The organism is Bradyrhizobium sp. 6(2017) (genome assembly GCF_011058295.2).
In the GTDB taxonomy this organism is placed as follows: Bacteria; Pseudomonadota; Alphaproteobacteria; order Rhizobiales; family Xanthobacteraceae; genus Bradyrhizobium; species Bradyrhizobium septentrionale.
The window spans coordinates 3,221,164-3,240,216 of sequence record NZ_CP049289.2; the positions used below are offsets into that span (position 1 = coordinate 3,221,164).

The window sequence follows — 19,053 nt, forward strand, 5'->3', positions numbered from 1 at the left end:
TCAATTCTTGTGCGCCGCACAAGAATTGAGCGAATCGCAAATTTTGGGAGCGCGCGGAAAGTTTGCGCGCGCTGCGACATGTTGCGCAAGACTTTGCAATAAAATCAATTTTTGCACTGCGGTAGCTTGGCACAAGGCTTGAATAGTCAATAGCCGACGCCATTGAAGCCGTCCCTCGAGGCCACCCCATCGGATTTCTGACGCCGCCAGACCGGGGCCTCCCCGGTGCATGCCCTTTTGCGCCCTGCGAGCGTCGCCACCCGAAGGAGGGCGCTCGACGCAAAGACGCAATACCGCAACGCAACGACGCAAAGGACGACCGATGACCAAGCCCACCAACAAGCCCTCAGGCCGTGGCCTCAGCCGCCGTCAGCTCCTGAAGGCAAGCAGTGGCGCCGCCGCGCTGCTCGCCGCAGCCAGGCTCAACTTTCCCGCCGGTGCATTCGCGCAAGGTGCAGGCCCCGAGGTGAAGGGCGCCAAGCTCGGATTCATTGCGCTGAGCGACGCCGGTCCGCTGTTCGTCGCCAAGGACAAGGGCTTGTTCGCCAAGTATGGCGTGCCCGATGTCGATGTGCAGAAGCAGGCCTCGTGGGGCACCACGCGCGACAATCTCGTGCTCGGCTCCGAAGGCAACGGAATCGACGGCGCGCACATCCTGACCCCGATGCCGTATCTGATCTCGGCCGGCAAGGTGACGCAGAACAACCAGCCGACGCCGATGTACATCATGGCGCGGCTCAATCTCGATGCGCAGTGTATCTCGGTCGCAAAGGAATATGCTGACCTCAAGCTCTCGACCGACGCATCGCCGTTCAAGACGGCGCTGGAAAAGAAGAAAGCGTCGGGCAAGGCGGTGAAGGCCGCGATGACCTTCCCGGGCGGCACCCACGATCTCTGGATTCGCTATTGGCTCGCCGCCGGCGGCATCGATCCCGACAAGGATATCGAGACCATCGTGGTGCCTCCGCCGCAGATGGTCGCCAACATGAAGGTCGGCACCATGGACTGCTTCTGTGTCGGCGAGCCCTGGAATCTGCAGCTGATCCATCAGGACATCGGCTACACCGCGGTCAACACCGGCGAGATCTGGAACAAGCATCCGGAGAAGTCGTTCGCGATGCGCGCCGCCTGGGTCGACAAATATCCGAACGCGGCGAAGGCCATCCTGATGGCGGTGATGGAAGCCCAGCAATGGGCCGACAAGGCCGAGAACAAGCAGGAGCTCGCGGCAATCATGGCCAAGCGGCAGTGGATCAACTGCCCGGTCGAGGACGTCTATGACCGCACCGCGGGCAAGTTCGACTACGGCACCGGCAAGGTGGTCGAGAATTCGCCGCACATCATGAAGTACTGGCGCGACTTCGCGTCTTATCCGTTCCAGAGCCACGAGCTCTGGTTCCTCACCGAAGACATCCGCTGGGGCAAGTTTGAAGCGGGATTCGATACCAAGGGCCTGATCGGCAAAGTCAACCGCGAGGACATCTGGCGTGCGGCCGCCAAGGATCTCGGCGTGCCCGCATCCGAAATTCCAACCTCGACCTCGCGCGGCAAGGAGACCTTCTTCGACGGCAAGGTGTTCGATCCGGAAAATCCGGCCGCATACCTGAAGTCGCTGTCGATCAAGCGCGTGGACGTCTGATTTGAGCAGGGCTGCGCGCTCCTCGCGCGCGGCCCACCCATTTGACCACGGAGATACTTTGTCGATGTCAATGCCTGCCATGAAGACCGAACTCACCGCAGCGATCGTTCCGGCTGCTGCAACCGCGGCGCCGGTCGTGACGATGACGCCCAAGCGGCCGCCGCGTGCCGAGACATATGCCAAGATGGCGAAGGAGGCGGCAGTGCGCGTCGTGCCGCCGCTGATCGTCCTCGCGCTGCTGCTGCTCGTCTGGGAGCTGGTGTGCCGGCGCGCGGGCTCGGCCCTGCCGCCGCCTTCGCGCGTGTTCAAGGATACCAAGGAGCTGATCCTCGATCCGTTCTTCGATCACGGCGGCATCGACAAAGGCCTGTTCTGGCACCTGTCGGCGAGCCTGCAGCGCGTCGCGCTGGGCTATTCGCTGGCGGCGATCGCGGGCATTGCGCTCGGCACGCTGGTCGGCCAGTCGGTCTGGGCGATGCGCGGTCTCGACCCGCTGTTCCAGGTGCTGCGCACGATTCCGCCGCTCGCCTGGCTGCCGCTGTCGCTCGCCGCATTCCGCGACGGCCAGCCATCGGCGATCTTCGTCATCTTCATCACCTCGGTGTGGCCGATCATCATCAACACCGCGGTCGGCATCCGCAACATCCCGCAGGACTACCGCAACGTCGCCGCCGTGGTGCAGCTCAATCCGCTGGAGTTCTTCGCCAAGATCATGATCCCGGCGGCCGCGCCCTACATGTTCACCGGCCTGCGTATCGGCATCGGCCTGTCCTGGCTCGCGATCGTCGCGGCTGAGATGCTGATCGGCGGCGTCGGCATCGGCTTCTTCATCTGGGATGCGTGGAATTCCTCGCACATCAGCGAAATCATCCTGGCGCTGTTCTATGTCGGCATCATCGGCTTCGTGCTCGACCGCCTGATCGCGGGATTGGGCAAGATCGTGACCCGCGGCACGGCTGCGAACTGAGGGGACAAGTCATGCAGGCCTATCTGAAGCTCGACCACATCGACAAGATTTTTACCCGCGGCAACGCCACCACGGAGGTTCTGAAGGACATCAACCTGACGATCCAGAAGGGTGAATACGTCTCGATCATCGGCCATTCCGGCTGCGGCAAGTCGACCTTGCTCAACATCGTCGCGGGCCTCACCGGCACGACCAATGGCTGCGTGCTCTTGGAGAACCGCGAGGTCAATTCGCCGGGGCCCGACCGGGCCGTGGTGTTCCAGAACCACAGCCTGCTGCCGTGGCTGACCGTCTACGAAAACGTCAAGCTCGGCGTCGACAAGGTGTTTGCCAAAACCAAGAGCAGGGCCGAGCGCGACGCCTGGGTGATGCACAATCTCAGCCTGGTGCAGATGGCGCACGCCAAGGACAAGCGGCCGAGCGAGATTTCCGGCGGCATGAAGCAGCGCGTCGGCATCGCGCGTGCGCTCGCGATGGAGCCGAAGGTGCTGCTGCTCGACGAGCCGTTCGGCGCGCTCGACGCGCTGACCCGGGCGCATCTGCAGGATTCGGTGATGGCGCTGCATCAGAAGCTCGGCAACACCATCCTGATGATCACCCACGACGTCGACGAAGCCGTGCTGCTGTCGGACCGCATCGTCATGATGACCAATGGTCCGAGCGCACGGATCGGCGAGGTGCTCGAGGTGCCCTTGGCGCGTCCGCGCAAGCGGCTCGAACTCGCGAACAACCCCGGCTATCTGAAGTGCCGGCAGCGCGTGCTCGAATTCCTCTATGAGCGCCACAGCTTCGTCGAGGCGGCTTGAAGATAATGTCGACATCAGGCGTTTCGGCCTTGAACCGAAACGCCGTGGTCCACGACCAATGCTCGGATTTTGCAAAGTCATTCAGAACCACGGAGAGTTGAAATGAATCCGGCCCAAATCAAGCTGGTTCAGGATAGCTTTGGCAAGGTCGCGCCGATTGCGGAGCAAGCCGCGGTTATTTTCTACGATCGCTTGTTCGAAGTCGCGCCCGCCGTGAAGGCGATGTTTCCGGCAGACATGAAAGAGCAGCGCAAGAAGTTGATGACGACGCTCGCCGTCGTCGTCAACGGGCTGAGCAATCTCGACGCGATTCTGCCCGCTGCGAGTGCACTCGCCAAGCGCCATGTCGGCTATGGCGCCAGGCCCGAACATTATCCGGTGGTCGGCGGCGCATTGTTGTGGACGCTGGAGAAGGGCCTCGGTGATGCCTGGACGCCTGACGTCGCCGCCGCGTGGACCGCGGCCTACGGCACGCTGTCCGGTTACATGATTTCGGAAGCCTACGGTGCGCAGGCGGCAGAGTAGGGGAATCGTGGAGGGGCCGGCCGCTACTGCCAAATCGCAGCTGGCGGCAAACTAGAACTCTCTCGCCCGTCATTGCGAGCGTAGCGAAGCAATCCATACCTCCGCTTGCCGAGAGATGGATTGCTTCGTCGCTATCGCTCCTCGCAATGACGAACGGAACGATCTAAGGTTCACTCGCTCCGCCAACGGGTGAACCAAAAAAATGATGTTCCTGGAAACGCCGCCGAAACTGATTCCGACCGAGATATTCTCCACAGTTCCCGCCGAGTTTCGCCGCAAGGTGGCGAGCGAATGGGCCGACGCCAACCGGCCGGGCGCGGTGACCGACTGCTTCATCGAGGGCCCGTCATTCGATGCGTCGGGCAATCTCTATATCGTCGACATTCCTTTCGGCCGTATCTTCAGGATCGCGCCGGACAAGTCATGGTCGCAGGTCGCCGAATATGACGGTTGGCCGAACGGGCTGAAGATCGACGCCAAGGGCCGCATCCTGATCGCCGATTATCGGCACGGCCTGATGGAGTTCGATGCCGGATCGGGCAAGGTCACGCCGCTGTTGCGTTCGCGCAATTCGGAATCGTTCCGCGGCTGCAATGACCTTCATATCGCCTCGAACGGCGACATCTATTTCACCGACCAGGGCCAGACCGGCCTGCACGATCCGACCGGCCGCGTCTATCGCCTGCGCGCGAGCGGGCAGCTCGATTGCCTGATCGATACCGGGATCAGCCCGAACGGCCTGGTGCTCGATCCGCACGAAGCGGTGTTGTTCGTCGCGATGACCCGCGACAATGCGGTCTGGCGCGCGCCGTTCATGAAAGACGGCAGCGTGTCCAAGGTCGGACGCTTCTGCTCGCTGTTCGGTCCGAGCGGGCCCGACGGCATGACGATGGACAAAGCAGGGCGGCTTTTCGTCGCGCACGCCTCGCTCGGCCATGTCTTCGTGTTTGCGCCGAACGGCGAGTGCGTCGCCCGGATCAAGTCATGCGCCGGGCAGAGCTGCACCAATGTCGCGATCGGCGGCGCCAACCGTGACCGGCTCTACATCACGGAATCGGTGACGGGGTCGGTGCTGGTCGCCGACATCAGCGAGCTCGGCTGATCCGTCTATCCGGCTTATGCAGCGAGGTTCGGGCGTTCGGGAAAAGGCGACTCGTACAACCACGCCAGGTTATCGCAGAACTGCTCGAGGCTGGTGTCGCGGATCAGCTGGTTGCGCAGCAGCGCGTGCACGCCGGCCGGATGATAGACATGGGTGCCGAGTTCGCGCGCCTGTAGCTGAACCCGCGCCGTTCGCATCAGCCGAACCTGCCGATACTTTTCCAGCGCGTGTTCGAAGGCGTCAGGCGTTGCGCCGAGCAGCTCCGCAAGCCAGACCGCGTCCTCCAGCGCCATGCAGGCGCCTTGCGCGAAATATTGCAGCATCGGATGCGCGGCGTCGCCGAGCAGGACCACGCGGCCGTCGACCCAGCGTTCGGTTTGATCACGATCGCAGGTCACCCACGCCTTCCAATCCTTGCCGTGGTGTATGATCGCCTTGGCGCGTGGATGGACGTCGCGAAAGCCCTCCAGCACCTCCTCATGGGTGACCGGCCTCGCGGCAAAGGCTTCCGGCGGGTCGTTGTGGCAGGTGATGGCGAGATTGAAGACCTTCCAGCCCGAGAGCGGATAGTGCACCAGATGGCACTTGGCGCCGGCCCATAGGGTCGCGGCGTTCCAGCGCAGATCCTCCGGCATCTGCTCGGTCGGAATCACCGATCGATAGGTGGTGTGGCCGGCGATCCGCGGCGGGCCGTCATCGACCATCTGCTGGCGGATCCGGGACCTCAGCCCGTCGGCGCCGATCAAGAGACGGCCTTTGACACGCTCGCCGGATTTCAGCTGCGCGACGACGGCCTCGCCGTCCTGGTCATATCCGACGACATCGCAATCGCTGCGCAACGTGATGCCGGGATGCGCCTCGCAGGCGCGCAGGAAGATGCCGTGCAGATCGCCGCGATGGACCACCGCATAGGGATTGCCAAAGCGCCGGCGGAAATAGCTGGTCAGATCGATGCTGGTGATCTCATCGGCCGAGATCGCGTCCATCAGCCGCAACTGGTCGATGAACACCGCGATTGCGCGGGCGGCATCGCCGAGATCGAGATGGTCGAAGGCATGGAAGGCGTTCGGGCCGAGCTGGATGCCGGCGCCGATTTCCTGATAGCGCGGCGCGCGTTCCAGGACGGTGACCTGAAATCCCTTGCGGGCCAGCGCGACCGCCGCGGCCAGTCCGCCGATGCCGCCGCCTGCAATGATGATCGGATCCCTGCGCATGTCCTCTCCCTGACGTTGGTGCTATTTCCTCGGTATCTTGCGCCGGCGGCCGGCCGTGCCTTTGGCGTCGAACTTCGCCTCGCGAACGTCTTTCGGCGCCGCCGGCGGGGGCACCTCGATCAGGCCGGCCTCGACCTCGCGCTCGAGCCGATCGAGATTCTTGTAGAGCTCGACCAGCACCTGCTTGAGCTCGGCGGCTTCCTTCGCCGACATCGCACCGGTTGCGACCTCTTCATAGTGTTGCGCGATCGGCATCAGCCGGCCTGCGAGCTCGGCGCCCTTCGGCGTCAGCGCGACCTGCAGGCTGCGCTGGTCGTTCTCCGGCCGGTCGCGCGTCAGGAGGCCGGCGCGGCTCATCTCGGCAACGATGCGCGACAAGGTCGAGACGTCGGCCGATGTCAGTTCGGCGATTTCGCCGAGCCGCAGCGGCTGTCCCTGCTCCGAGAGTGCGGCGAGCACGCGGTACATCGGCAGCGTCAACTTCTCGTGACGGATGACGCGGACGAACAGATCGCCCATCCGCACGCCGAGCCGGGCGAGCAGATAGGGCAGCGAATTCGAAAATCGGTACATGGGCTTAGGTCCGGGCTTGGTTCCTGGCGGGAGGCGTCCGCCCGGAATAGCCGCCGGTCCTCGCATCGACAACAGTTGCGTCTCAATCATTTGCATTTGCAACCTTCTCATTGACAAATAATTGGACCGGATGTTTTGCTCTGTCAACACGGAAACGCGCCGCGGGCCGGAAAGGGACGACGCCATGCAGGGAAAGATCGCGCTGGAGGAGCACTTCGCCATCGAGGAGACGGTTCGCGACAGCGCGGGCTTCTCGCCGGCCGACGACTGGGTCGAGCTCAAGGCCCGGCTGCTCGACATTCAGGACCGCCGCCTTGCCGAGATGGATGCGCACGGCATCGAGCTGATGCTGCTGTCGCTCAATGCGCCGGCGATCCAGGCTATCCCCGACCGCAGCCGCGCGCTGGAGCTGTCGCGCCGCGCCAATGATTTCCTGGCCGAGCAGGTCGCGCGGCGGCCGCAGCGCTTCCAGGGCCTGGCCGCGCTGCCGATGCAGGATCCGGAAGCCGCCGCGCGCGAGCTCGATCGCTGCGTGAGCGCGTTGAAATTCCGCGGCGCGCTCGTCAATGGCTTCAGCGAGGTCGAAGGCCACGACGGCGCGGTCTACTACGATCGCAAGGAGTTCTGGCCGTTCTGGTCCGAGGTCGAGCGCCTCGACGTGCCGTTCTATCTGCACCCGCGCAACCCGCTGGCGAAGGATGCCGCGATCTATGAGGGCCATCGCTGGCTGATGGGGCCGACCTGGGCCTTCGGCCAGGAAACCGCGGTGCATGCGCTGCGCCTGATGGGCTCGGGCCTGTTCGATGCTCATCCGCGGCTGCAGATCATCCTCGGCCATATGGGCGAGGGGCTGCCGTATTCGATGTGGCGCGTCGACAACCACAACAAGTGGATGCGCGCGCAGAACGTCTATCCCGCCAGGCGCAAGATCGCCGATTACTTCCGGGAGAATTTCTACATCACGACATCAGGCAATTTCCGCACCCAGGCGCTGATCGACGCGATGCTCGAGATCGGCGCCGACCGCATCCTGTTCTCGGCCGATTGGCCGTTCGAGAACATCGACCACGCCGCCGAATGGTTCGACACCGCGACCATCGCCGAAGGTGACCGCCTCAAGATCGGCCGCGACAACGCGCGCGGGCTGTTCAAGCTCTAACGACACGCCGTGCCAACCTGCCGCAGAGCAGGGCGCATCATCAGCAAGGGAGGAAACCGTGAGCACTTCGCCCGACATCGACGTGCACGAGGAATTGTCCGGTGCGGCCATCGGCCGGCTGCACATCGTGCTCGGCATCCTGATCACGCTGATTACGCTGTTCGATGGCTATGACACGTTCAATCCGGCCTATGTCATCCACTACGTGGCAAAACCCTGGGGATTGTCGCCGAGCCAGGCGGGCTTCCTCGTGAGCTCGGGCCTCGTCGGATTCCTGTTTGGCGCGGTCGGACACGGCACGGTCGCCGACCGGCTCGGCCGGCGCGGCACGCTGCTGGCCGGGCTCTGGGTGTCAACCTCTTCACACTGCTGACCGCAACGGTCGCGAGCGACTTCTGGAGCTTCTGCGCGCTGCGCTTCGCGACCGGCCTCGGTCTCGGCGTGTTGTTGCCGCTGGGCACGACCTTCGTCAACGAACTGGCGCCGCGCCGTGTCAGCAACGCATTCTCGTTGTGGGGCGTGACGCTGGGCTGGTCGCTCGGCGGCGTCTGTGCCGGGCTCGTCGGCGTCTATCTGACGCCGCATTACGGCTGGCAGATCCTGTACTATCTCGGCGCGCTGTCGATCCCGCTGACATTTGTGGCGCACGCCGTGCTGCCCGAAAGCCCGCAATTCCTGGCGGCGCGGCGCCGCACCGAGGAGTTGCGCACTTTGCTCGCGCGGCTGCGCCCGGAACGGGCCGCCGCCTATCGCAACGCGACCTTTGCATCAGTCGGCGCCGGCGGCGTGTCGAACCCGATCGCGGCGCTGCTGAGCCCGCGCTATCGCCGCGTCTCGCTGACGATCTGGATCACCGCGTTCCTCAGCCTGTTCGCGATCTTCGGCCTGACCGGCTGGATCCCGACGGTGATGCAGAAGCGCGGCGAGACCTTTGCAGCGTCGTTCGGCTTCGGCGCGCTGATGCAGGCGATGTCGTTCGTCGGCGGGCTGACGCTCGCGATGCTGGCCGACCGCAATCTGTCGCTGACGCCGCGCTACCTCGCCACATGGTGGCTGAGCGGCGGCATTGCCGTGCTGGCGCTTGTGTTCGTCAGCGGTCACGGCGTCAATCTCGCGATCGTCGCTATCGCCGGCTTCTGCATCATCGGCGCGCAGCATGTGCTCAACAACTTCACCGCAGGCTCGTACGAGACGCTGTTGCGCGCCAGCGGCGTCGGCATGGAATTGGGCGTCGGCCGGGTCGGCGCGATCCTGGGTCCCTACGTGATCGGACTGCTGCAACAGATGACCGGCGGCCCCGACATCGTGTTCTGGGTGATCGGCGGTGCCGCGATCGTCGGCGCGTTTGCGATCGGCTCGCTTGGCCTCGCCGCCGCGCCGCGGCCCGCGGCCATCGATACGGCGCCCGCGGAGTGACGACGGATCCATATCAAACGCCGCATAGGCAAGTATAGAACCAACGGAGACAACGCATGTCCACGACAACTCACATTGCGGCCGATGACAAAGCCGCGCGGCTTTCCCCATCCTGGGTCCTGCTGTTTGCGCGGCTCGCGATCGCGCCGCTGTTTCTCTACAGCGGCATCGGCAAGCTGATGGCGTTCTCGGCGACCGCCGGACGCCTCGGCGGCGCCGACGGCATCGGCGCGATCCTTGCGGCCGGTGCGACCGCGGTCGAGCTCGGCTGCGGCATCGCGCTCGTGCTCGGCCTGTTCGCACGTCAGGCGGCCATCGTCCTGTTCCTGTTCACGATCGCCGCGACACTGATGTTTCACAATTTCTGGGCCGCGCCGGAGGCGCAGGTCGTGACCCAGACCATCAACTTCCTGAAGAATCTCGGCCTGCTCGGCGCGCTCGCGTTGATCGCGGTCTACGGGCCCGGGAGCTATGCGGTTGGTGCGGGAGCCGGCGTGAAGCGCACCTAGCTTCGCCCGACGATCCGCTTTCGAGGCGCGCCGAGTCCAGCCGCCACCGCGCGTGGCTGATCAGCGGTCGGAATGCATCTTCTCGAGAAACTCCTTCACGCCGCTGACCGCGCCGGTATTCGAGGCGACATAGCCGGGCAGGGCGCCCACTGCCTTGTGAAACTCGCTGCTCTTCATGATGTCGAGCACCCGCTGCATCGGCTCGGTCTCGAGGAACGCACGCTTGCAGACGAAGAAGTAATCTTCCGTGAGCAGGCGGATGAAATCGAGGCCGAACTGCCGGGCAGCGGCTTCGACACCAAAACTCGCATCCGCCATGCCGCTCGCGACATAGGCGGCGACCGCGGCATGGGTGAACTCCATGTGCTGGGCGCCGTTGATCTTGCTTTCCGGGATCTTGTGCTGCGCCAGCAACTGATCGAACAGCATCCTGGTGCCGGAATCATGGTCGCGGTTGACGAAGCGGGCCTTGCGGTCGACCAGGTCCTTCAGCGACGTGATCTTCAAGGGATTGTCGCGCTTGAGCATCAGGCCCATCTCGCGCGTGACGAAATTGATCACGCGATCCTCGCGCGGATCGAGCCATTCCCGGCAGGCCTTGATGCCCTGCGCGCGCAACTCGCCGCGCGGCAGATGCACGCCGGAGAGATCGCAGGCGCCCTGCGCCAGCGAGACCAGCGAATTCTGGTTGCTGACGTAACGCAGATCGACACCGACGCCGCCCTCGCGATCGAGGAACTCGCGCAGCTTGGACACCGCGAAGCCATGGCTGGCATGGACCCGGATCACCGACGGCCGCTGCTCCAGGAACGGCTTGATCTCGGTGACCAGTTCCTGCGCAAGGTTCTCGAGCTGCAGCCCGAGCCGCGCCTGCATGCGCTCGCCGGCCCACACCAGCTTCTCGCCGAACGGCGTCAGCTTCGAGCCCTTGCCGCGCTGCGTCTCCACCAGCGGCACGCCGAAGAATTCGGTCCACTGCTCGATCAGGTTCCAGACATGGCGATAGGACAGATGCGCGTCGCTGGCGGCGCTGGTGATCTTCCCGGTCTTCCGGATCTCGTTGAGGATGCCGAGCATCACGACCGCGGTCTGCGGTGAGTTCTCTTTGCGAAAGCGCCAGACGGTCTCGATCTCGATCTGCAGCATCGTGGTCACCACTTATGAAGTTGACTTCATATCCTGGTACACCAATAGGCACAAGATATCATATTTACTGCTGATCAAAGCCTCCTACGTTGAAGCACAACACCAGGAGGAAATATGATGTCGGTTGCATATGACTATGAGCGCGACGCCCGCCACGCCCCGACCGTCCGGGAAGAGTTGCTGCTAATCGACGGCGCCCGAATCCGCTCCCTCTCGGGAAAAACCTTCAAATCGCTCAATCCCGCCACCGAGCAGGTGATCGCAACGATTGCCGAAGGCAATGAGGCGGATGTCGACCGCGCCGTCGCCGCCGCCCGCCGCGCCTTCGAAGGGCCCTGGCGCACCATGCGCGCCGCCGAACGCGGCCACATTCTCCTGCGCTGGGCCGAGCTCTTGAAGCAGCACGCCGACGAGATCGCAGCGCTCGAGAGCGCCGATGCCGGCAAGCCGATCGCAGCCGTGCTGCGGCAGGATCTTCCGGCCGCCATCGACACGCTGACCTATTACGCAGGCTGGGCCGACAAGATCAGCGGTGATGTCGTCTCGACGCGCGACGACGCGCTGACCTATACGGTGCGTGAGCCGGTCGGCGTGGTCGCCGCGATCGTGCCGTGGAATTTCCCGCTGATGATCGGCATGTGGAAGCTGGCGCCGGCGCTGGCCTGCGGCTGCACGGTCGTGATGAAGCCGGCCGAGCTGACCTCGCTGTCGGCGCTTAGGATCGGCGAGCTCGCGCTCGAGGCCGGGTTGCCGAAGGGCGTGCTCAACATCGTGACCGGCCCCGGCCGCGTCGTCGGCGACGCGCTGGTCAACCATCCCGACGTCGACAAGGTGACGTTCACCGGCTCGCCCGGTGTCGGCCGCGGCATCATGAAGGGTGCGGCCGGCAATTTCAAACGCGTCTCGCTCGAGCTCGGCGGCAAGTCCGCCAATGTGATCTTCGACGATGCCAATCTCGAAGCCGCCGCCAAGGCCGCCGCCGCCGGCATCTTCTTCAACGCCGGGCAGGTCTGCTCGGCCGGCTCGCGCGTGCTGGTGCAGGAGAAGGCCTATGACGAGGTGGTGGAACGCCTGGTGGCCCGTGCCGAAAGCCTGCGCATCGGCGATCCCGCGGATCGCGCCACCGTGCTCGGGCCCGTGATCTCAGAGAAGCAGATGCGCTCGATCCTCGACTATGTCGAGATCGGAAAGAATGAAGGTGCGCAGCTCGCCACCGGCGGCGAACGGGTCGGCGACCGTGGCTATTTCATCAGCCCCGCGGTGTTCGCCAATGTCGCGCACGAAATGCGCATCTCGCAGGAGGAGATTTTTGGCCCCGTCGTCAGTGTGATCAAGTTCAAGGACGAGGCCGATGCGCTGCGCATCGCCAACGGCACCGCCTACAGCCTCGCCGCCGGGGTCTGGAGCGCGGATATGGGCCGCGTGCAGCGCTTCGCCAAAAAGGCCCGCGCCGGCACGGTGTGGATCAACACCTACGGCTACACCGACGTGCGGCTGCCGTGGGGCGGCGAGCGCGACTCCGGCCTCGGCCGCGAGCACGGCACCGCCGCGCTCGACAATTTCACCGAGCCGAAGGCGGTGTGGATGAATCTCAACGTGTGACCGCGCGTAACGCGGGCATCACGGGCGCGGATCGGAGGATCCGCGCTGATGGGGTTGTGCGAGAGCGCGCCACATATTCCGCTGTCGTCCCGGGCTTGACCCGGGACCCATAACCACGAATGCGAGTTGTGGTGCGATGCTGGGGCCGCAGCGTGGTCCGCATCGAACAGCGGTGGTAATGGGTCCCGGCCTTCGCCGGGACGACGGCGTGGCGACATTATCGTTCGCATGGTCTATGGTCCACCCGCGGTTCCAAAGACAGACGAGGCGATCGTGCAGACAAAAAAATTCGGCAACAACGGCCCGCAGGTCTCGGTGATCGGGCAGGGCACCTGGTATCTCGATCGCGGTGACCGCAAGACAGCCGTCGCTGCGTTGAAGCGCGGCATCGATGCCGGCATGACCCATATCGACACCGCCGAGATGTATGGTGACGCCGAGCTCGTGATCGCGGACGCGATTGCTGGCCGGCGCGACGAGCTGTTCCTGGTCTCGAAGGTCTTGCCGAGCAACGCCTCGCGGCGCGGCACCATGACCGCCTGCGAGCGCTCGCTGAAGCGGCTGAAGACCGATCGGCTCGATTGCTATCTGCTGCACTGGCGCGGAACCACTCCATTTGCCGAGACGATCGCCGCCTTCGACGAATTGATCGCCGCCGGTAAGATCCGTTCCTGGGGCGTCAGCAATTTCGACGCAGACGATCTCGATGAACTGCGCGATGTCGCGGGCGAGGGCAAGATCGCCTGCAACCAGGTGCTCTACCATCTGCGGGAACGCGCCATCGAGCACGCCGTGATCCCGTGGTGCGAGCAGCACGGTGTGGCCGTGGTCGCCTACTCGCCGTTCGGCCACAATGATTTTCCCGCGCCGTCGAGCAAGGGCGGCGCGGTGCTGCAATTGATCGCTGAGGCGCATCAGGCGACGCCGCGCCAGGTCGCACTGAGCTTCCTGACGCGGTTGCCGTCGGTGCTCACGATCCCGAAGGCGTCGAACGCCGAGCATGCCGCGGAGAACGCAGCGGCAGGAGCGCTCAAGCTCAGTGATGGCGAGATATCAGCGCTTGACAAGGCGTTCCCGCGCGGGCCAAAGCCGCGCTCGCTGCCGATGCTCTGAACGGGATGCGCAAAATCAGGGGTTTGCGCCGCTTCGCTCCACACAGTTCTTAACAAACTGTTGCAGTTGCGGCCGCGCACCGGCTGCGGCAGGCCGTCGCGCACCCCGATGCATATCGGAGTCCCGTTTTCGGGCATTGTCCTTGCGGCGGAATTGGCGTTTTGTGACAGCAGCAGATTCCCCCTTGTTGCTTTCGAGATTGCCGTGACTCCGCCTCCCGCAGCAGCCGCCAGGCTGGACAGCGTTTCATTTCCATTGTCCGAGAAGACGGCGCCCGCAACGATAAGCATTGCGCGCAAGGCGCTTGCGCGCACCGACCGGCCGTTCAAGGGCATTGCGCTGATCCTGTTGTCGACGGTGTTTCTCGGCACCTCCGACGTGACAGCAAAATACCTGTCGAAGACGCTGCCCCCGATCGAGATCACCTGGATCCGCTTCGTGGTGTTCGCACTGATCATGGTGCCGGCGATGCTGCCGGGCTCGCCGTTGTTCGCGCTGCGCAGCAACCGTCCCGGGCTGCATGTGCTGCGCGGCGCCGCGCTGCTCGGCTCGTCCCTGATCTTCATCACCGGCTTGAGCTTCCTGCCGATCGCCGAAGCCTCCGCCACCAGCTTCGTCTCGCCGCTGTTCGTCACCGCGCTGTCGATCGCATTCCTCGGCGAGCGGGTCGGCATGCGCCGCTGGATCGCGACCGCGGTCGGGCTCGTCGGCGTGTTCATCATCCTGCGGCCGGGCACCAGCGCCTTCCATCCCGCCGCTATCTTCCCGCTCGTCTCGGCGCTGGCCTGGGCCGGCACGCTGATCCTGACGCGCATGATGAGCGGCAGCGAACGCCCGCTCACCGTGATGACCTATTCGTCGATTGTCGGCGTCGCCATCGTCAGCGCGCTGGTGCCGTTCGTCTGGGTCACGCCGAGCTGGCACGACATCATGTTCGGCATCCTGATCGGCGTCGCGTCCACCGTCGGACAGTGGATCGTGGTGCTGGCGTTCCGCTACGGCGATGCCTCGGTGCTCGCGCCGTTCTCTTACACGCAGCTGCTGTGGGTCAGCATCCTCGGCTTCCTGATCTTCGGCGAACTGCCGGACAGCTGGACTATCCTCGGCGCCGGCTTCATCGTCGCCTCGGGCCTCTACACCGCGCATCGCGAGCGAATCCGCCGCTCGCAATTGTTAACCGTGGCGAGCGAGCCGTCGCCCAACGCCTGACCGCGGTACCGAAAATCGTGCGCTGGTTGCGAACGCTGCCTCCGCTAACGTTGCGCGGGTACAACAGTCGGGCCGAAACTTCGATCTCCGCAAGCTGAATCGAAGGGTTTCGGAAACGATCGGCAATCTCGCAGTTCGCCGCATGCTAACCTGACCCCAACAGCGCCGCAGAGCGCTTGGGGGCGGTGCAGTGCATTTTGGTTTGTTCTTTGTCTTGTTGGGTCGGTCGTCTCGTCGTGCGATAGCCTCGGCGGCCTTTGTCTCGGCGGCCGTCAGCCTGTTTCCGGTCAACCCGGCACAGGCCCAGAGCTTTACCTGGGGCGGAAGCGGCAGTACGACGAGCAGTGCCGACTACCAGCTCCCGACCAACTGGTCGACAACGTCGGCCGGTGCGCCGCCGATCCTCCCGACCCAATCCGCGATTTTCGATTCGACGGGATCGGCGACGGTCACCATCGGCCCAGGTCCGATGCTGCCGGACTCCTGGACCTTCACCGCCAATTCGCAGTCGTACACAATCAGCGGCAACCCGGTTAACTTCGCTCTGACGGGGCCAACCGGCGGTCTGATCAACCGGGCCAACAGCGGCCAGACCATCACCATCAGCGCCAACATCAACGACGGCCTTGCGCCCGGGGTGATGGTGCAACAGCTCGGCAACAGCACGCTGGTGCTCGCGGGCAGCAACGGCTACTCCGGCGGCACGCTGATCTCGGCCGGCACCGTGCAGGTGACCAATGCGGATTCGGTCGGCACCGGCACCATCACGCTCAACGGCGGCACCTTCCAGATGCAGTCGCCGACCGTCTCGAGCGTCGCGTTCTCCAACAACATTGCGGTCAACGCGACCGGCGGCACGGTCGATGCGAACGGCGCGCAGGTCAATCTGCTGGGCGTCATCGCCGACGGTGCCGGCGGCGGCGTGCTGCGACTGATCGACTCCTCCGCGTCAGGATTCTCCAACATTCAGCTCTCCGGTGTGAACACCTACAGCGGAGGCACGCTGGTGGTCGATACGACCGTCGTCGTCACCAACAACAAGTCGGTCGGGTCAGGCACGGTCACGCTGGACAGTGCGGCGTTCCAGGCCGACGGCCTGAGCAACCTGACCTTCAGCAACAATTTCAAGATCAACACGTCGCCGATCGGCAGCGCGATCGACGCCAACGGCGCGATCCTTACGATCGCCGGCAACATCGCCGACGGCAACGGCCCCGGCAAGCTGACGGTGCTGGACAGCTCGGGCGGCCTCGGCCGTGTGGTGCTATCAGGCACCAACACTTATACTGGCGACACCACGATCTGCGATTGCGCGACGCTGCAGCTTGGCGACGCCACCCACACCGCCTCGATCGTCGGCGAGGTTACCGTCGACGGCAAGTTCGACATCGTCAACGCGAACACGTCTGGAATCACCAAGATCGTCAACGACGGCTTCAATGGAATTGCCACCACGACGTTCTACAATGCGACGTCGGCGTCGACAGCGACGATCGTCAACCAGAATTTCGGCATCACGGAGTTTCGCGACAGCAGCACCGCGGGCAATGCCACCGTGAGCAACACCAACGGTGCGCTCACGATCTTCCGCGACACGAGCTCCGCCGGCAGTGCCACGTTCACCAACAGCACTGGCGGCGCCGTGGTGTTCGGCGACGCGCTTGGTCCTCCTGGTGGCACCGACACCAGCACGGCCGCCAAGGCCGTGATCGACAACCATAGCGGTGGCAGCGCCGTGTTCCTGGGCCACACCAATGCGGGACAGGCGACCATCATTAATCGCGATAGCGGTTTGACCGAGTTCTTCGAGTTCTCGTCGGCTGCATCGGCAACGATTATTGTCGAAGCCAATGGCGGTCTCGGCTTTGTCCAACACAGCACTGCGGCGAACGCCACGATCGACAATAGCGGCACTACCATTTTCGGTGGGTTTAGCGGTGTTGACACGCCGACCGCGGGCAATGCCAATATCACCAACCGTTCCGGCGGCGCGCTGTACTTTGAGCACTATGCGACGGCCGACAACGCCACCATCACGACCGAGAGCGGCGGCACGGTCACCTTCCTCGGCAATTCGACAGGCGGTACCGCGCAGTTCATCACCCAGGGAACCGGCTCTGTGGACTTCGGCGGCACAGTTGGTCCGAATGGCGACGGCCGCATCGCGGCAGGTTCGATCGCAGGGTCGGGCACCTACTACATCGGCGGTGGCAACACGCTGACCGTCGGCGGCAACAATCTGTCGACCACTGTCAGCGGCGTGATCGCCGATCACAGTTTTTGTTGCTTCCCGGTCGGGGATGGCAATCTGGAGAAGACCGGCAGCGGCACGCTGACCCTGTCGGGCTTCAACACCTATTCGGGCACCACCACGGTCAATGGCGGCATACTGCAAGTCGACGGCGGGATCGCTTCGTCGTACCTGACCACCGTGAATGCCGGCGGCACGCTCTCGGGCATCGGCACCGTCAACAATACGACGATCGCAAGCGGCGGCATCCTGCTGCCCGGCAATGCGACGCCAGGCACCTACCTGACCGTGGGAGGCAATCTCGCGTTCCAGTCCGGTGCGCTGTACCTGGTGAGCATCGGCTCGACCGCATCGACCTTCGCGAAGGTGACCGGCACCGCGACGCTTGCCGGTTCAGTCGGCGTCAGCGCCGCCGCCGGCAGTACGGTTGCCAAGCAATACACCATCCTTTCGGCGGCCGGCGGTCGCAGCGGAGCGTTTGCAGGCGTCGATTCAACCGGGCTGCCGTCCAATCTCGTGGCGACGCTCGGCTACGACGCGAACAATGCCTATCTCAATTTCGCGCTCGATTACGGCGCGGCATCGAAGCTCAACATCAATCAGCAGAACGTTGCCACCACGCTGCAGAACTTCTTCAATGCCAATGGCGGCATCAGCGCAGTGTTTGCAGGGCTCTCGCCGAACGGCCTGACCCAGGCCTCGGGCGAGGGCGCGACCGGATCGCAGCAGACGACGTTTAATGCGATGAACCAGTTCCTCGGCCTGTTGACCGATCCGTTCGTCGCCGGACGCGACGGCGGCTTCGGTGGTGGCGCGGGTGCGACGCCGTTTGCCGAGGAGAGCGCGTCGCTGGCTTATGCGGCGCGCAAGAACGATTCGCGCGACGCGCTGGCCGCGATTTATGCCAAGGCGCCGCCGCAGCAGGTCGACTTCGCGCAGCGCTGGAGCGTCTGGGCGGCCGGCTATGGCGGCTCGCAGACCACCAGCGGCAATGCCGTGCTCGGCTCCAACAACACCACGAGCAGCCTCTCAGGCACCGCGGTCGGCGCCGACTATCGTTTGTCGCCGAACACCATTGCCGGCTTCGCGCTCGCCGGCGGCGGCACCAGCTTCAGCGTCAACGGTCTCGGCTGGGGCCGCTCGGATCTGTTCCAGGCCGGCGCCTTCGTGCGCCACAGCGTCGGCGCGGCGTATTTAAGTGCGGCGCTCGCCTATGGCTGGCAGGACATCACCACCGATCGCATCGTTACCGCCGCAGGCGCCGATCACCTGCGCGCCAACTTCAATGCCAATGCGTGGTCGGGCCGGCTCGAGGGCGGCTATCGATATGCGACGCCATGGATCGGGCTGACGCCTTACGCCGCCGCGCAGTTCACCAGCTTCGAGCTGCCGAACTATGCCGAGACCGTGGTCTCCGGCGGCGGCGCCTTCGCGCTCAACTATGCCGCAAAGAGCGTCACCGACACCCGCAGCGAGCTCGGCCTGCGCTCCGACAAATCCTTCGCGGTCGACAGCGGCATCGTGACGCTGCGCGGCCGCGTTGCCTGGGCGCATGACTTCAACCCGGACCGCAATGTGGGCGCCGTGTTCCAGACGCTGCCGGGCGCGGCCTTCGTGGTCAACGGTGCGGCGCAGGCGAGCGACTCCGCGCTGACCACGGCCTCGGCCGAGCTGAAGTGGCGCAACGGCTGGTCGGCGGCGGCGACCTTCGAAGGCGAATTCTCCAGCGTTACCCAGTCCTACGCCGGCAAGGGCGTGGTGCGTTACGCCTGGTAAGACTCCTGCACTTGCGTTTTCGCCTGAAGCGGCTATCCCTTCAGTA

Annotated in this window: 16 protein-coding genes; 13 read left to right on the forward strand and 3 right to left on the reverse strand. The window is 64.5% G+C overall.

Annotated features, from left to right (window positions below):
- Positions 1-322 precede the first annotated feature (322 nt).
- From G6P99_RS15065 to G6P99_RS15085, 5 genes are all read left to right on the forward strand, one after another.
- Complete coding sequence (locus tag G6P99_RS15065) at positions 323-1,639, forward strand: CmpA/NrtA family ABC transporter substrate-binding protein (RefSeq protein ID WP_165128655.1); 1,317 nt, start codon at positions 323-325, stop codon at positions 1,637-1,639.
- A gap of 64 nt (positions 1,640-1,703) precedes the next feature.
- Positions 1,704-2,606, forward strand: a complete 903-nt coding sequence (ntrB, locus tag G6P99_RS15070) for a nitrate ABC transporter permease (protein ID WP_029078150.1) — start codon at positions 1,704-1,706, stop codon at positions 2,604-2,606.
- Between the two features lie 11 nt (positions 2,607-2,617).
- Positions 2,618-3,412 carry an ABC transporter ATP-binding protein gene (locus G6P99_RS15075; protein WP_029078149.1) on the forward strand — a complete coding sequence of 265 codons (795 nt, stop codon included), beginning with the start codon at positions 2,618-2,620 and terminating at the stop codon, positions 3,410-3,412.
- 102 nt (positions 3,413-3,514) lie between these two features.
- A complete protein-coding gene (locus G6P99_RS15080) occupies positions 3,515-3,937 on the forward strand; it encodes a globin family protein (RefSeq protein ID WP_029078148.1) in 423 nt (140 codons plus the stop codon).
- A 202-nt stretch (positions 3,938-4,139) separates the two neighbouring features.
- Positions 4,140-5,039 carry an SMP-30/gluconolactonase/LRE family protein gene (locus tag G6P99_RS15085; RefSeq protein WP_029078147.1) on the forward strand — a complete coding sequence of 300 codons (900 nt, stop codon included), beginning with the start codon at positions 4,140-4,142 and terminating at the stop codon, positions 5,037-5,039.
- A gap of 14 nt (positions 5,040-5,053) precedes the next feature.
- Here G6P99_RS15085 and G6P99_RS15090 read toward each other — a convergent pair whose 3' ends face one another.
- Entirely contained in the window at positions 5,054-6,253 is a 1,200-nt protein-coding gene (locus G6P99_RS15090; protein ID WP_165128657.1) for a 3-hydroxybenzoate 6-monooxygenase, read from the reverse strand.
- Between the two features lie 21 nt (positions 6,254-6,274).
- The gene (locus tag G6P99_RS15095) at positions 6,275-6,826 is read right to left on the reverse strand and encodes a MarR family winged helix-turn-helix transcriptional regulator (protein WP_051345962.1); all 552 of its coding nucleotides are present in this window, start codon (positions 6,824-6,826) and stop codon (positions 6,275-6,277) included.
- A 184-nt stretch (positions 6,827-7,010) separates the two neighbouring features.
- On the opposite strand from G6P99_RS15095, the gene G6P99_RS15100 reads away from it, so the two are divergent.
- Genes G6P99_RS15100 through G6P99_RS15115 form a run of 4 tightly spaced genes read left to right on the forward strand, consistent with a single transcriptional unit; the run spans position 7,011 to position 9,910 of the window.
- Positions 7,011-7,985: an amidohydrolase family protein gene (locus tag G6P99_RS15100; protein WP_029078145.1), complete on the forward strand. Its 975-nt coding sequence runs from the start codon at positions 7,011-7,013 to the stop codon at positions 7,983-7,985.
- A gap of 58 nt (positions 7,986-8,043) precedes the next feature.
- On the forward strand, positions 8,044-8,358 hold the full coding sequence (locus G6P99_RS15105; protein ID WP_051345961.1) for an MFS transporter: 315 nt from the start codon (positions 8,044-8,046) through the stop codon (positions 8,356-8,358).
- Between the two features lie 38 nt (positions 8,359-8,396).
- Entirely contained in the window at positions 8,397-9,401 is a 1,005-nt protein-coding gene (locus G6P99_RS15110; RefSeq protein ID WP_245284514.1) for an MFS transporter, read from the forward strand.
- A gap of 56 nt (positions 9,402-9,457) precedes the next feature.
- Positions 9,458-9,910: a DoxX family protein gene (locus G6P99_RS15115; protein ID WP_051345959.1), complete on the forward strand. Its 453-nt coding sequence runs from the start codon at positions 9,458-9,460 to the stop codon at positions 9,908-9,910.
- Positions 9,911-9,970: 60 nt separating this feature from the next.
- On the opposite strand, the gene G6P99_RS15120 is transcribed toward G6P99_RS15115, so the two are convergent.
- Positions 9,971-11,056 carry a substrate-binding domain-containing protein gene (locus tag G6P99_RS15120; RefSeq protein WP_029078143.1) on the reverse strand — a complete coding sequence of 362 codons (1,086 nt, stop codon included), beginning with the start codon at positions 11,054-11,056 and terminating at the stop codon, positions 9,971-9,973.
- 117 nt (positions 11,057-11,173) lie between these two features.
- On the opposite strand from G6P99_RS15120, the gene G6P99_RS15125 reads away from it, so the two are divergent.
- The 4 genes from G6P99_RS15125 to G6P99_RS15140 all read left to right on the forward strand — a co-directional run bounded on the left by G6P99_RS15125 (position 11,174) and on the right by G6P99_RS15140 (position 19,007).
- On the forward strand, positions 11,174-12,658 hold the full coding sequence (locus G6P99_RS15125; RefSeq protein WP_029078142.1) for an aldehyde dehydrogenase family protein: 1,485 nt from the start codon (positions 11,174-11,176) through the stop codon (positions 12,656-12,658).
- Between the two features lie 273 nt (positions 12,659-12,931).
- Positions 12,932-13,771 (forward strand): aldo/keto reductase, encoded by an 840-nt coding sequence (locus tag G6P99_RS15130; protein ID WP_029078141.1) that lies wholly within the window; start codon positions 12,932-12,934, stop codon positions 13,769-13,771.
- A gap of 255 nt (positions 13,772-14,026) precedes the next feature.
- Entirely contained in the window at positions 14,027-14,980 is a 954-nt protein-coding gene (locus G6P99_RS15135; protein ID WP_051345958.1) for a DMT family transporter, read from the forward strand.
- Positions 14,981-15,170: 190 nt separating this feature from the next.
- Entirely contained in the window at positions 15,171-19,007 is a 3,837-nt protein-coding gene (locus G6P99_RS15140) for an autotransporter domain-containing protein (RefSeq protein ID WP_245284501.1), read from the forward strand.
- The last annotated feature ends 46 nt before the right edge of the window (positions 19,008-19,053 follow it).

What these genes read in the sequence shown, in the direction of transcription:
- G6P99_RS15090 (WP_165128657.1), bottom strand. Translation starts at nt 6,253, where the DNA reads ATGCGCAGGGATCCGATCATCATTGCAGGCGGCGGCATCGGCGGACTG.
- G6P99_RS15075 (WP_029078149.1), top strand. Translation starts at nt 2,618, where the DNA reads ATGCAGGCCTATCTGAAGCTCGACCACATCGACAAGATTTTTACCCGC.
- G6P99_RS15120 (WP_029078143.1), bottom strand. Translation starts at nt 11,056, where the DNA reads ATGCTGCAGATCGAGATCGAGACCGTCTGGCGCTTTCGCAAAGAGAAC.
- G6P99_RS15100 (WP_029078145.1), top strand. Translation starts at nt 7,011, where the DNA reads ATGCAGGGAAAGATCGCGCTGGAGGAGCACTTCGCCATCGAGGAGACG.
- G6P99_RS15095 (WP_051345962.1), bottom strand. Translation starts at nt 6,826, where the DNA reads ATGTACCGATTTTCGAATTCGCTGCCCTATCTGCTCGCCCGGCTCGGC.
- G6P99_RS15085 (WP_029078147.1), top strand. Translation starts at nt 4,140, where the DNA reads ATGATGTTCCTGGAAACGCCGCCGAAACTGATTCCGACCGAGATATTC.
- G6P99_RS15125 (WP_029078142.1), top strand. Translation starts at nt 11,174, where the DNA reads ATGTCGGTTGCATATGACTATGAGCGCGACGCCCGCCACGCCCCGACC.
- G6P99_RS15080 (WP_029078148.1), top strand. Translation starts at nt 3,515, where the DNA reads ATGAATCCGGCCCAAATCAAGCTGGTTCAGGATAGCTTTGGCAAGGTC.
- ntrB (WP_029078150.1), top strand. Translation starts at nt 1,704, where the DNA reads ATGTCAATGCCTGCCATGAAGACCGAACTCACCGCAGCGATCGTTCCG.
- G6P99_RS15065 (WP_165128655.1), top strand. Translation starts at nt 323, where the DNA reads ATGACCAAGCCCACCAACAAGCCCTCAGGCCGTGGCCTCAGCCGCCGT.
- G6P99_RS15115 (WP_051345959.1), top strand. Translation starts at nt 9,458, where the DNA reads ATGTCCACGACAACTCACATTGCGGCCGATGACAAAGCCGCGCGGCTT.